Annotated in this window: 12 protein-coding genes and 1 pseudogene; 4 read left to right on the top strand and 9 right to left on the bottom strand. The window is 73.9% G+C overall.

Annotation, left to right across the window (positions count from 1 at the left end):
• Positions 1–83 precede the first annotated feature (83 nt).
• Complete coding sequence (locus tag AC3EVP_RS29065; RefSeq protein ID WP_335972169.1) at positions 84–1157, bottom strand: alkene reductase; 1074 nt, start codon at positions 1155–1157, stop codon at positions 84–86.
• Positions 1158–1313: 156 nt separating this feature from the next.
• On the opposite strand from AC3EVP_RS29065, the pseudogene AC3EVP_RS29060 reads away from it, so the two are divergent.
• The 4 genes and pseudogenes from AC3EVP_RS29060 to AC3EVP_RS29045 form a co-directional block, all read left to right on the top strand.
• Positions 1314–1676, top strand: a pseudogene (locus AC3EVP_RS29060) (MerR family transcriptional regulator); the annotation flags it as partial.
• Positions 1677–2188: 512 nt separating this feature from the next.
• Complete coding sequence (sigJ, locus tag AC3EVP_RS29055; RefSeq protein WP_435134933.1) at positions 2189–3121, top strand: RNA polymerase sigma factor SigJ; 933 nt, start codon at positions 2189–2191, stop codon at positions 3119–3121.
• A gap of 193 nt (positions 3122–3314) precedes the next feature.
• On the top strand, positions 3315–4589 hold the full coding sequence (locus tag AC3EVP_RS29050) for an MFS transporter (protein ID WP_435134930.1): 1275 nt from the start codon (positions 3315–3317) through the stop codon (positions 4587–4589).
• Positions 4590–4715: 126 nt separating this feature from the next.
• Positions 4716–5456 carry an N-acetylmuramoyl-L-alanine amidase gene (locus AC3EVP_RS29045; protein ID WP_335972176.1) on the top strand — a complete coding sequence of 247 codons (741 nt, stop codon included), beginning with the start codon at positions 4716–4718 and terminating at the stop codon, positions 5454–5456.
• 80 nt (positions 5457–5536) lie between these two features.
• Here the strand turns inward: AC3EVP_RS29045 and AC3EVP_RS29040 are convergent, their stop codons facing one another.
• From AC3EVP_RS29040 to AC3EVP_RS29005, 8 genes are all read right to left on the bottom strand, one after another.
• Positions 5537–5776, bottom strand: a complete 240-nt coding sequence (locus AC3EVP_RS29040) for a hypothetical protein (RefSeq protein ID WP_335972178.1) — start codon at positions 5774–5776, stop codon at positions 5537–5539.
• A gap of 215 nt (positions 5777–5991) precedes the next feature.
• Entirely contained in the window at positions 5992–7788 is a 1797-nt protein-coding gene (locus AC3EVP_RS29035; RefSeq protein WP_435135015.1) for a dipeptide ABC transporter ATP-binding protein, read from the bottom strand.
• A gap of 14 nt (positions 7789–7802) precedes the next feature.
• Positions 7803–8792 carry an ABC transporter permease gene (locus AC3EVP_RS29030; RefSeq protein ID WP_435134926.1) on the bottom strand — a complete coding sequence of 330 codons (990 nt, stop codon included), beginning with the start codon at positions 8790–8792 and terminating at the stop codon, positions 7803–7805.
• A complete protein-coding gene (locus AC3EVP_RS29025; RefSeq protein WP_435135012.1) occupies positions 8789–9772 on the bottom strand; it encodes an ABC transporter permease in 984 nt (327 codons plus the stop codon). The genes AC3EVP_RS29030 and AC3EVP_RS29025 overlap by 4 nt, the downstream gene beginning before the upstream one ends.
• Positions 9773–9824: 52 nt before the next feature.
• Positions 9825–11546 carry an ABC transporter substrate-binding protein gene (locus AC3EVP_RS29020; protein ID WP_335972182.1) on the bottom strand — a complete coding sequence of 574 codons (1722 nt, stop codon included), beginning with the start codon at positions 11544–11546 and terminating at the stop codon, positions 9825–9827.
• 163 nt (positions 11547–11709) lie between these two features.
• Entirely contained in the window at positions 11710–11808 is a 99-nt protein-coding gene (locus AC3EVP_RS29015; protein WP_335972184.1) for an Ms4533A family Cys-rich leader peptide, read from the bottom strand.
• A 135-nt stretch (positions 11809–11943) separates the two neighbouring features.
• Positions 11944–12309: a hypothetical protein gene (locus AC3EVP_RS29010; RefSeq protein WP_335972186.1), complete on the bottom strand. Its 366-nt coding sequence runs from the start codon at positions 12307–12309 to the stop codon at positions 11944–11946.
• A 24-nt stretch (positions 12310–12333) separates the two neighbouring features.
• Positions 12334–13212 (bottom strand): cysteine/serine endopeptidase inhibitor, encoded by an 879-nt coding sequence (locus tag AC3EVP_RS29005; protein WP_435134922.1) that lies wholly within the window; start codon positions 13210–13212, stop codon positions 12334–12336.
• Between the last annotated feature and the right edge of the window lie 76 nt (positions 13213–13288).

Here is a 13288-nt window from a genome sequence, read left to right as displayed (position 1 = left end):
ACGGCGGCGGGCGGCGGCCGGGGGACGGCTGCGGGAACGGGGGCCGGGGACGGGCGGGCCTGCGGCGCTGCCCTTCGAGGGCGTCAGGCGGTGTACCGGTGGGAGGTGTAGGTGAGGTAGCCCTCGTCGCCGCCCTGGTAGTAGGCGGACTCGTCGACCTCGGTGAGCGGCAACCGGGCGCGCAGCCGCTCGACCAGATCGGGGTTGGTGAGGAAGGCCCGGCCGAAACTGATCAGGTCGGCGCCCAGGTCCAGCCAGCGGTCGGCGTCCTTGCGGCCGGTCTGCCGCGGGCCCATCGGCAGCACCGGGTTCATCACGAGCGGCCCGGCCCAGGCCCGGCGCAGCGCGAGCAGCACCTCGTCGTCGGAGGTGGCCTCCAGGTGCACATAGCCCACCCCGACCCGGGCCAGTTCGGTGAGCAACTGCGTGTACAGCTCGGTGACGTCGGTGTCGTGCACACCCCAGAAGTCGGCGCCGGGCGAGAGCCGGATACCGGTCCGGTCGCCGCCGACCGCGTCGACGGTCGCGGCCGCGGCCTCCACCGCGAAGCGGATGCGGTGCGCGACCGGGCCGCCGTACCGGTCGGTGCGCAGGTTGGCGTTGGAGGAGAGGAACTGGGAGATCAAGTACCCGTTCGCGCCATGGAGTTCGACCCCGTCGAAGCCCGCTTCCACCGCGCGGCGGGCCGCTTCGGCGTAGGAACGGGCCTGTTCGGGCACCTCGGCGGTCTCCAGGGCCCGCGGCACCGGCGCGGGCTGCGGGCCGGTCGGGGTGAACACGTCGCCGGCCGCGGCGACGGCCGACGGGCCGACCGGCACCGTGCCGATGGTGTCGGGGTGCGAGACGCGCCCGCCGTGCATGAGCTGCGCGAAGATCCGGCCGCCGTTGGTGTGCACCGCGTCGGTCACCTGCCGCCAGGAGTCCGTCTGCGCGTCGGTGTGCAGGCCGGGCGTGCCCGGGTTGGACTGCCCGACGGCGTTCGGCTGCACGCCCTCGGTCACGATCAGGCCGGCCGTGGCCCGCTGGGCGTAGTAGGCGGCCATCGACGGGGTGGCCAGCCCGCCCGCCCCGGCCCGCACCCTGGTCATCGGGGCCATCACCACGCGGTTGGGCAGCGTCAGCGCGCCGAGCCGATAGCTGCTGAAGAGGGTCGTCACGTCGGGCTCCTTCGGTCCGCGGGCCCGTCCCTCGGGCCCGTGGTCTACGCTAGAACCTGACACTGACGTCAGATGCAAGTTGTTGTTGCGCAGCCCACACGGGCGCGCACCGGGCCCATGGAGAACGCCCATGGAGAACGCGGGAAGGACGGGCGGATGCGGATCGGGGAACTCGCGGCCAAGGCGGGCGTCAGCGTCCGGTCGGTGCGCTACTACGAGGAGCAGGGACTGCTGGTCAGTACCCGCAGCTCAGGCGGCCACCGGCACTACACGGACGCCGACGTCGAACGGGTCGTCTTCATCCAGCGGCTGTACGCCGGCGGGCTGTCCAGCCGCACCATCCTGGAGCTGATGCCCTGCGTCGACGCGCCCAGCGCCGAGAACTCCGACGCCGCCTTGGAGCGGATGGCGCAGGAGCGCGACCGGCTCTCGGCCCACATCGACGAACTCGTGCGCACCCGGGAGTCGCTGGACGAGCTGATCGCCATCGCCCGCGCGTACCGCGAACAGCTCCGCACGCAGGAGCCCGCCGGTCGGCGGGCTCCTGACGGCCTGTCCGATGGTCCGATCGTCCACCTGGAAGTTGCCCGTTATTCCACTGCCGATTGCCCCCGCGTTCCCCAGTGAGGGTGCGGACGGCCTGTCGTACGAGGTGAGGGCCTCGTCGGCGGCCGGTCACCAGCCGTAGGGACCGCACCGCCCCCAGGCGACGAGCCCGCCCAGCAGCAGGACGACGGCGTTCACGGCCACCGCGGCCGGCTCCCGGGGCGACCAGCCACTCCCGAGACTGCGTCGTCTTCGCCGGCCCGGACGCGGCGAACGCGGCGGCGAGCACCGCCTGCACCACCCACAACAACACGCTCATCAAAGGCTCCCGGTGTGATTCGGTGTGCTTCCGCCCACCCGACGGCGCGGCCCCGCCGCCTGTGAGCCGCCGCCCCGGACCTCACACTCCGGGCCGCTGCCGCGTCGTACGGGTGCGCGCGGACGACGCGGGCGGCGGCGGACACGGACAGAAAGGTCGGGGAAGCATGAGCACCGAACCCGGACAGGGCGGCGGCGACGCGGCGCTCGACGAGGCCATGCGCGAGCGGCGGCGGCTCATCGGCGTCGCCTACCGGCTGCTGGGCTCACTCGCGGACGCCGAGGACGTCGTCCAGGAGACGTACGCCCGCTGGTACGCGCTGCCGCCGCGGCAGCAGGACGCGATCGAGAACGTCGGCGCCTGGCTGACGAAGGTCGCCGGCCGGATCTGCCTGGACCAGCTCCGCTCGGCGCGGGCCCGGCGCGAGCGCTACGTCGGCGAGTGGATTCCCGAGCCGGTGCCCGGCAGCGCGGAGCTGATCAGCGGCTGGTCCGGCGGCGCCGAGGTCGACCCGGCCGACCGCGTCACCCTCGACGAGTCGCTGTCCATGGCGTTCCTGGTGCTGCTGGAGGCGATGACCCCGGCCGAGCGGGTGGCGTTCATCCTGCACGACGTGTTCCGCTACCCCTTCCCCGAGGTCGCCGAGATCGTCGGGCGCACCCCCGCCGCCTGCCGCCAGCTCGCCACGTCCGCCCGCCGCCGGGTCCGCGCGGAGCGCGGCGCCCAGCCGCCGACCGACCGGCACACCCGGATCGTCCGGGAGTTCAAGCAGGCGTGGGAGGACCTCGACGTCAACGCCATGATCGGCCTGCTCGACCCGGACGCCACCGCGGTCGGCGACGGCGGCGGCATCGTCTCGGCCCTGCCCCACCCGCTGCACGGCAGCACCCCGATCGCCCGCTACTTCGTCGCCATCGCGCGCCGCGGCGGCGCGGGCGTGCAGATCCTGGAGGAGACCGTCAACGGCCGGCCCGGGCTGGTGCTGCGCCAGGACGGCGCGGCCCTGGCGGTGCTGGCGTTCGACATCGCCGAGGACCGGGTCACCCATGTGTGGGCGGTGCGCAACCCGCACAAGCTCGGGCCGTGGATGGACGACTGAGCCCCGCGGGGTCGATGCCCGCCCGCTGACCCCTGCCTGCCGGTTCCCGCCCGCCGGTTCCCGCCCGGCGCGGCCAGGCCCCCCTGGCCGCGCCGGAAGGTGCTGTTGTTGAATGAGGTACGGGCCGCGCCCGCACCTCGGGCCACGCCCCGGCTTTTCGGACGTACGTCGGCACGAGGGTGGGGATCAGCAGGTGAGCGCGCAGCCGGTGTCGCTGGGCCGCCTGATCCCCGCGGTGTTCCTGCCGGTGCTGGTCTTCGAGACCGGCATGGGCGCGCTCGCCCCCGTCCTGGCGCTCAGCGGCCGCGCACTCGGCGCGGGCGTCGGCGCCGCCGGGCTGGTGCTGGCGCTGCTGGGCGTCGGGCAGATCCTCGGCGACGTGCCGGCCGGGGCGCTGGCCGCGCGGCTGGGCGACCGCAAAGCGATGCTGGTCGCCTCGGCCGTCACCTCGGTCACCCTGTGCGGGTGCGCGCTGGCCCGCACCGTCTGGGAGCTCGCGCTCGCGGTCACCGTGACCGGCGCGTCCAACGCCGTGGTCATGCTCGCCCGGCAGTCCTACCTGACCGAGGCGGTGCCCGAGCACCTGCGGGCCCGCGCGCTGTCGACGCTCGGCGGGATGTCGCGGGTGGGCGCCTTCGCCGGGCCGTTCCTGGGCGCGGCCGTGCTCAGCGGCGGCCGCCCGGTGCACGACGTGTACTGGCTGGCGCTGGTGTGCACCGCGATCACCGTCGTCGTCCTGGTCGCGGTGCCCGACGTCGCCGAGCCCGTGGTGCGCGGCGGCGCGAAGCCCGTACCGGTCCGGGCGGTGCTGCGCGAGCACCGGAAGGTCTTCCTCACCCTGGGCCTCGCGGTGCTGCTGGTCGGCTCGGTCCGGGCCACCCGGCAGACGGTGCTGCCGCTGTGGTCGGAGCACCTGGGGCTGAGCGCGTCGTCGACCAGCGTCGTGTTCGGCATCGCCGGGCTGGTCGACACGCTGACCTTCTACCCCTCCGGCCAGGTGATGGACCGCGCCGGCCGGCTGTGGATCGCGGTGCCCTCCATGCTGGTGCTCGGCGCCTCGCAGGCGGTGCTGCCGCTGACCCACACGCTCACCGAGCTGACGGTGGCGGCGATGCTGATCGGCTTCGGCAACGGCATCGGCAGCGGTGTGCTGATGACGCTCGGCGCCGACGTGGCGCCCGCGGCCACCCGCTCGCAGTTCCTCGGGGTGTGGCGGCTGTGCGCGGACTCCGGCAGCGCGGGCGGGCCGCTGGTCGTGTCGGCGGCCGCCTCGCTCGGCAGCCTGGCGGCCGGGATCTCGGTGATGGGCGCGGTGGGCGTCGCGGCGGCGGGGGCGCTGCTGCGGTGGGTGCCGCGGTACTCGGCGTTCGCCACGACCGGGGCGCGGCGGGCGAGCACCGCGGTGGCGGGCGCGCGGGCCCGGCCGGCCGGGGCGGGGGACGCCCCGCAGGACGCGCCGCGCCGCTGAGCCCCTACCCCGTACGGGCGCGGCCGCGGTGAGGCGCGCCGGGCGGGCGGCGCCTTCGGGCCCGGCGTTCACCCGAACGACCTCCTCGGATGTCCGGTGCGGCCGGTTCGGCCGAGGCTGGACGTCATGCGGCTGCACCGGCCCAAGCTGGCGTGGTACCTGCCGGCCCTGGCCCTCCTCATGACCTGCTCGGCGCCGCAGCACCGGGCGAACGGACCCCGGCAGGGCGCTGCCGCGATCCGCCCGGCGTCGCTGCGGCCGGACGTGGTGCTGCGGGCGGCCTGGCACGCGGACGAGAAGGACGTACGGCCCGGGCTGGTCTACGACAAGGCGGTGAAGGCGGTCTTCGTGCACCACACGGACAACCCCAACACGTACGACTGCAAGAAGGACGTGCCGGGGATGCTGCTCGCCCTGGAGCAGCGGCACATCGCGCTGGGCTGGAACGACCTGGGCTACAACTTCGTCGTCGACCGGTGCGGCGGCATCTACGAGGGCCGGGCCGGGAGCGTGGACCGCGACGTGCGCGGCTCGCACACCGAGGGCTTCAACAACGACACCGTCGGGATAGCGGCCCTGGGCAACTTCGGCGCCGGGCAGCAGGTGCCGCGCCCGATGCTGGAGGCGATAGCCGAGATAGCCGCCTGGAAGCTCGACCCGGGGATCAGCCCGCTGGGCAAGGTGCGGCTGGTCTCCAGCAACAACGCGAGCCGGTACCCGAAGGGCACCGCCGCCGAGGTGAACACGATCTCCGGGCACCGCGACGTCTACCAGACCGACTGCCCGGGCCAGGCCCTCTACGACGCCCTGCCCTGGGTCCGCGCGGAGGCGGCCCGCCTCCGCGCGAACGCCGCACGCTACGGCTGACGTTCCGGGGTGCGGGCGATGGGGCCCGCACCCCGCCGGCGCGGGTTGGGTGCCGGTTCAGTGCCGGATCAGCTCAGGGGTCAGTGCATCCAGAGCAGGTAGAGGCCGTTGGTGCCGTACTCGCAGATGTAGACCGGGCCGTGGACGGGTGCGTCGGCCTGGGCCTGCGCGACGCAGCTGTCGTACGTCGGGAAGTAGCCGAGGAACATGAAGCCGCTGCCGGGCGGCGGGGACGCCTGCGCCGCCGTGGTGGCGATGCCGAGACCGAGGATCGCGGTGGCCGCGACGGTGGCCGCGCGGGCCAGGACCTTCGAGCGCATGGGGATCACAACTCCTTCGCGGGCAGGCGGAATCGCCTGCCATGGGGCCAGAGGTGTGGTGCGGGGGTGCGGCGCGCGCGGAACCAAGCCTGCCGGGCGCCCCCCGCTGTTATCAATAGGTCCAGACCAATTGGTGGGCGTGGGGCGAGTGGATACCCCCTGGTCGCCCGGGGCCCGCCGTGACCAGGGCACGCGTGGTGCCCCGGTGACGGGGACTACGGGTGGGACGGCTCCGCGCGGCGGCGCGCGGTGCGGCGGGCGTGGGACTCGGCGGGGTCGAGGACGGGGACGGCGGCCAGCAGGCGCCTTGTGTACGGGTCGCGCGGACTGGCGTAGACCTCGTCGGCCGAGCCCTCCTCGACGACCCGGCCCGACTGCATGACGGCGACCCGGTCGCTGACCTGGCGGACCACCGCGAGGTCGTGGGCGACGAAGACCAGCGCAAGCCCCAGGTCCCGCTGGAGCTCGCCGAGCAGGGCGACGACCTGGGCCTGGGTGCTGACGTCCAGGGCGGAGACGGGCTCGTCGCAGACGACCAGCCGCGGCTGGGGTGCCAACGCGCGGGCGATACCGACGCGTTGGCGCTGGCCACCGCTGAACTCGTGCGGGTAGCGGTGGTACCAGGACGCTTCGAGGCCGACCCGCTCCAGCAACTCGCCCACCCGGGAGGCGATCTGGCGATCGGTCAGGTCGCCGGCCGCCCGCAGCGGGTCGGCGATGGACTCGCCGATGCTGCGCCGCGGGTTCAGCGAGGAGACCGGGTCCTGGAAGACCATCTGCAACTCACGGCGCAACGGCCGCAGTTGGCGGTCGCCGAGCCGGGCGATGTCCTTGCCGCGGTAGCGGACCTCGCCCTCGGTGGGGTCGAGCAGCCGCACCAGCATCCGGCCGAGCGTGGTCTTGCCGCTGCCGCTCTCCCCGACGACGCCCAGCGTCTCACCGGCGTGCACCACCAGGTCCACGCCGTCCACCGCCGCGAACCGGCCCTGGCCGCGCCCGAACTCCTTGCGCAGCCCGACCGCTTCGAGCAGCACCTCGCCGGACGAGCCGCCGCCGGCCGCCGGGGCGGACGCGGGTGCGGGTGCGGGATCGGACCGGGGCGCGGGCTCGGACTCGGGCTCGGGCTCTCCCGCTTCCTCCGCCGTCTCCTCCTCCGGCGGAGCCGCCGCCGGCTCGATCCGGGGCACCGCGGCCAGCAGCGCCCGGGTGTAGGCGTGTTCCGGCCGCGCCAGCACCTCGGCGATCGCACCGGACTCCACGGCGGCGCCGTGCTGGAGGACCAGCAGCCGGTCCACCGTGCCCGCGGCCACCCCGAGGTCGTGGGTGACCATCAGCAGCGCCAGGCCCGACTCGGTCCGCAGTTCGTGCAGCAGGTCGAGCACCTGCGCCTGCACGGTGACGTCGAGCGCGGTGGTCGGCTCGTCGGCGACGATCAGCCGCGGTTCGCAGGCCAGCGCCATGGCGATCAGGGTCCGCTGCCGCATGCCGCCGCTGAACTCGTGCGGCCGGGACCGGGCCCGGCGGGCCGCGGTGGGGATGCCGACCCGGTCCAGCACCTCGACCGCCCGGGCCCGGGCCGCGGCGCGGGAGACCCGGCGGTGCACCCGGTAGACCTCGGCGATCTGGTCGCCGACCGCGAGGTAGGGGTCGAGCGCGCTCAGCGGGTCCTGGAAGACGACCGCCGCGACGCCGCCGCGCAGTCGCCGCAGCTCGGCCTCGGGCGCGGTGAGCACATCGGTGCCGGCCACCCGTACCGTGCCGCTCACCTCGGCGCCGGTGCCGCGGTGCAGCCCCAGCAGCGCGTACGCGGTGGCGGACTTGCCCGAGCCGGACTCGCCGACCAGGCCCAGCGCCTCGCCGGGCCGCAGCGTGAAGCCGATCCCGTCGACGGCCCGTACCGTGCCGGTCTCGGTGGGGAAGTCGATGCGCAGGTCCGCGACCTCGACCAGCGGCTCGCCGGCCGGTCCGGCCGCGGCGGCGCCGGGCGCGGCCGCGGACTTGGTGACGGACAGCGGAGTGTCGGCGGTCACGCCAGCACCACCCTTCGGTCGGCGAGGGCGTACAGCACGTCGGCGACCGCGTTCGCGACCACCACCGCCAGGCCCATCACCAGGACGATCCCCACCACCACGGGCAGGTCCTTCAACTGCACGGACTGCACCAGCTGCTGGCCGATCCCGGGGATGCCGAAGAGCGTCTCGGTGAGCAGCGCGCCGCCGAACATCGTGCCCAGGTCCAGCGCGGACAGCGCGATCACCGAGGCGAGCGCCCCGCGCAGCGCGTGCCGCCGGACGAGCGCGCCCTCGGAAACGCCGTACGCGCGGAAGGTCCTGATGTGGTCCTCCGCCAGCGTCTCCAGCAGCGAACTGCGGGTCAGCCGGGCGTACTTGGCGGCCTCCACCAGGGCGAGCGCCAGCCACGGCAGCAGCAGGTTCCACGCCCACTGCTCGGGGTCGGAGGTGAGCGGCACATACGTCGGGTACGGCAGCCAGCGCAGCCACGAGCAGCAGACCAGGAGCAGCAGGATGCCGGTGATGAACACCGGGGTGGCGGTGCCGACCAGCGTGAAGCCGGTCAGCAGCCGCTCGACGAGGGTGCCGCGGCGCAGCGCCGAGACCAGGCCGGTGCCGACCCCGATCACCAGCCACATCACCATGGCGCCGAGCGCCAGCGACGCGGTCGCGGGCAGCTTCTCGGCGATGACATGGGTGACGAGGTCGCCGGTGCGGTAGGACTGGCCCAGGCAGGGCGCCGGGCAGTGCACCGTACCGTTGCCGGAGCTGTAGTCGTGCCCGGCGAAGACGCCTTGCAGGAAGTGCCAGAACTGCACGTACACCGCGTCGTTCAGGCCCATCTGGTCGCGGACCTGGGCGACCTGCGCGGTGGAGCAGCGCGGCCCGCAGGCGAGTTGGGCGGCGTCGCCCGGGGCGAGGTAGAAGACGGCGTAGAGCACGGCGGCCAGCACCAGCAGCACGGCGGCCGCCTGGAGCAGGCGCCGCCCGGCGAAGCGGATCACGACGCGGCCCCCTTGCGGGTGCCGATCCGCAGCCGGCTGCGCGAGCGCGGGTCGAGCGCCACCCGGATGCCCTCGGCGAACACCGTGAAGGCGAGCACCGTGACGAGCAGCAGCAGCGCGGGCAGCAGGACGTACGCGGAGTCGGCCTGGTACCAGGTCGCGGCGGAGGAGAGCATCTGGCCCCAGGACGCGGTGGGCGGGTTGACGCCGATGCCGAGGAAGGACAGCCCCGCCTCGGAGACGATGTTGCTCGGCAGCAGGATCGCCGCGTAGGTGAGCACCGGCGCGACCAGCGCGGGCAGCAGCTCGCGGCGGGCGGTGCGCCAGCCGCTGGAGCCGGCCAGCCGGGACGCGGCGACGTAGTCCAGGGACTTCTGGGTGAGCACCTGCGCGCGGACGATCTTGGCCACCCCGCCCCAGGCGAGCAGGCCGAGCACCAGGGCCAGCAGCACCGGCCGCGGGAAGCTGCCGGGGACCACCGCGAGCAGTGCGATGGAGAAGACCAGCGCGGGCATCGTGACGAAGATGTCGGTGATCCGGCTCAGCAGCCCGTCGACGGCCCGGCTGCCCAGGCCCGCGGCCAGTCCGAAGGCGGTGCCGAGGACGACCTGGAGCAGCGTGGCGCCGAACGCCACCGCCAGCGAGGTGCGGGCGCCGTAGACGAGCCGGGCGAACAGGTCGCGGCCGGTGCCGGGTTCGACGCCGAGCCAGTGGGTGCCGCTGACGCCGCCGAAGTGGCCGAGCGGGACCGCGCCGGCCCGGGAGTCCAGCAGCGCCGCGTGGTAGCTGGTGGTGTCCTGGCCCTCGGCCGCGGCCAGCAGCGGGGCGGCGATGGCCACCACGATCAGCAGCACCACGACGGCGCCGCCGGCCAGGGCGGCGCGCTCGGTGCGCAGCCGGTGCCAGAACTGCCGTCCGCCGGGCGCCGGCCCGCCGCCCACCGGGCCGTCCGGCAACGCCTCGCCGAGCAGCGGCGGCACGGCCTTCGCCGTACCGCCGCCGACGGCGGCAGGGTGTTCGGTGCTCACGCGGTCACTTCACCGCGGCCTGGGAGACGTCCAGCACACCGGTCCAGTCGCTGATCACCACGTTGCGGATGTTCTTGCCGTACAGCCGCTTGTAGACGGGGTGGACCAGCGGCACGGTCAGCGCCTGCGCGCCGATCTTCGTGTCCAGCGCGCCCCAGCGCTTCGCCGCGGCGCTCAGGTCGGTGATCTTGTCGATCGCGTCGATCTCGTTGTTGACCGCGGGGTCGTTCAGCTGCGAGCTGTTGAAGTTGTAGCCGTCCTTGACGATCTGCCGGCCGTCGAAGATCGGGCCGAGGAACGGCCCGCCGGACGGCCAGTCGGCGCCCCAGCCGGCCAGGAACATGCCCGGCTCGGTCTTGACGCTGTAGACCTTGTCGTCGAACGCGTTGTGCTCCAGGCCCTCCAGCTTGACGGTGATGCCCGCCTTCTTCAGCGCCTCCTGGACCGCGGTGGCGACCTCGGGGCCTTCCTCGCCGCCCTTGTTGGTGTCGTGCGTGAGGGTGACGGTCAGCCCGTTGGGGTAGCCGGCCTCCTTCAGCAGCTCGCGCGCCTTCGCCGGGTCGCCGCTCTTGCCCGCCGGGAACGGGTCGGAGGTGGTGCCGCCGTTGAAGGCGGTCTGGTTCGGCAGGAAGGTGGTGGCGGGCTCGGCGAGCGAGGAGCCGCCGTCCGCGTCGACCACGGTGGTGCGGTCCACGGCGTACGCGACGGCCTCGCGCACCTTGATGTTGTCGAACGGCTTCACCTTCGGGTTGAAGGCGATGTAGTCGGTGTACCCGAAGTGGCCGGTGCCGACCCGGGAGGACAGCTCCTTGTCGCCGGTGGTCTTGGCGAGTTCGGCCGGGCCGAGGTTGGTGTCGGTGGTCACCGCGTTCGCGTCCTTGCCGACGCCCGCGGACAGCCGCTGGTTGATCACGGCCTGGTCCAGCCCGGACTGTACGTCGATCGTGTCGGGGTAGGCGCGCCGCTGGTCGTCGGTGGCCTGCGACCAGTTCGGGTTGCGCCGCAGCACGATGTGCTCGCCGTTGTTCTGGTTGCTGACCACCTCGTACGGGCCGGAGGAGACCGGGTGGTCGGCGTACTTGGTGCCGGTGTCCTTGGCCTTGGGCACCGGGGCGAACGACGTCTGCGTGGCGAGCAGCGGGAAGTCGCCCTCGGACTTGCGCAGGTGGAAGACGATCGTCTTCGCGTCGGGCGTCTCGATCGAGGCCAGGCCCTTCGGGTCCTTGTACGGGCCCTGGTAGTCCTGCGCGCCGACCAGCCAGTCCCGCAGGTAGGGGGCGCCGCCGGACAGCTCGGCGGCGAACGACCGCTCGATGTCGTACTTGATGTCGGCGGTGGTGATGGCCGTGCCGTCCTGGTACTTCAGGCCGTCCTTGAGGTGGTACGTCCACACGGTGGCGTCCTTGCTCGGCTCGCCGGTGGTCGTGGCGAGGTCGGGGACGACCTTGTTGCCGGCGGCGCCGTTCTCCCGGGCGCGGGTGGTGAGCGTGCGGTAGACCAGCGAGGGGATGTTGCCGCCGCCGGAGGTGTAGAGCCGGGCGGGGTCGAAGTTGTTCTGCGGCTGGTTGTTCAGCACGTACAGGGTGCCGCCGCGGTGCGGGGAGGCGTCGGAGCCCTTCGCGGCCGAGTCGGCGCTCTTGGGGCCGCAGGCGACGGCCCCCCCGGCGATGGCGAGGACAGCGGCTACGGCGCCCAACTGCCTTGGCGACAGGGACAAGCGAGACATGGCAGGGCCTTTCCCCGGGGCGTACCGGCACCGGGCGAGGGGAGGCGCGCGCCCGGGGCGCGCGGACAAACGGGGGAGAGGGGACGTGCGGGGTGGGCCCCGGGCGCGGCGGCGCCCCCGACGCGGTCGGGGGTGGCACGGCCAGGCGGGACCGGTGCGGGTGTCAGCGACAGTGCACGTCGGCGACGCTGTGCGCGGTCACGCCGATCAGCGCCAGCTCGATGCTGGCGCGGACCACGGGGCGGATGGGGCACAGGCACATGACAGAAGAGTGCGCTGGAGCACCACGAATTGTCAAAGTCGGACCATGATGATCACAAAGCGACACTTATGAACGTGCGGCGCGTGAGCCCGCCGGCCCGGCTCGCGGGCCGAGCGGGTCTTCGGATGCCCGGGGCTAGGACCGCGCGGCGCGGCGGATCTGCCACCAGGCCAGGCCGGCGGCGGCCGTGGCGGCCACGGCGACCGCGGCGCGCGGCCCGATCCGGCCGTCGGGGCCGTCCGTGCGGCGCGCCAGCACCGCCCCGCTCGACTGCCAGCTCAGCGCCGAGCCGTTCGACTGCCCCGACAGCCAGGACCCGAACGACTGGAACGACCCGAGCGACAGCGCCGACATCGCCGACCCGAGCGAGCCGAACGCCGCGAACGACGCCACCGACCCGACGGACAGCGCCGACCCGGCGGACCCGATGGAGAGCACCGACTCGGTGGAGGCGATGGACAGCAGGGAGTTGTGCGAACCGATCGACCAGCGTGACGTCATGCCGCCATTCTTCCCCGCGCGGCGTCAGCACGCCCCGTCGTCCTTCCACGCGGCCCAGGAAGCCGGGTCGTTCGGGGCGGCGCCGGTGGAGTAGGCGGTGGCGGTGTAGGAGTGGCCGGCGTAGGAGACGGTGTCGCCGGGCGCGTAGGAGGTGGCCGCGCTCCAGGCGGTGGCCGTGCAGCCCCCGCCCCCGCCTCCGCTGCCGGCGGTGGTGGTCGCCGTCACTGCCGCGGAGGTCGCGGAGACGGTGCCCGAGGAGCCGGTGGCGGTCACGGTGTAGGTGTGGGTGCTGCCCTCGGCCAGCCCGGTGTCGGTGAAGGTGGTGCCGGTGGCGGTCCCCGCCGCGGCGCCGTCGCGCCGCACGGTGTACGACGCGGCGCCGCTGACGCCGGTCCACGCCAGCGACACCGTGGTGCCGGTGGTGCCGGTCACCGTCAGCCCGGTCGGCGCCGCGAGCGGCGGCGGGGTGGTGGTGCCGCCGGAGGACACGAACTGCCAGGTGATGCCGGTGACGACCCCGGTCCCGGTCGGCGCGAACTCGGTGAACGCCGGCTCGCTCAGGTCGATGTGGCTCGCGTCGCAGGTCGGGCACTTGTCGGCGACCGGCACGGTGATCGTCTTGCCGCCGTAGCTGACCTGTACCGAGATCCCGCTGCACAGCGGGTCGTTGTTCGGGTTGGCCGCGGTCCACCACTGGTACGACACGGCGACCAGGTACTGCGTCGAGGCGTCGATCGAGGTGCCGCAGGCGCCGTAGCCGACGTCGTTGTAGTACGTCATCTCGCCGCTCATCGGCTGGCCGATCGGCACGTCGGCCGCGGCGGGCCCGGTCCCCAGCAGCACCAGCGCCGCGGCGCCCGCGATGCCGCCGGCCCACCGGCCGATCCGTCGCGCGATACGCAATGTCCTTCTCCCGTCCGTCGGTTCGGCGGTGCGGACCGAGCAGGGGCGCGACCCGGTCGACTTGACGGTACGCGAA

It is taken from the genome of Actinacidiphila sp. bgisy144, assembly GCF_057708105.1.
This window is presented reverse-complemented; position numbering and strand designations above follow the sequence as displayed.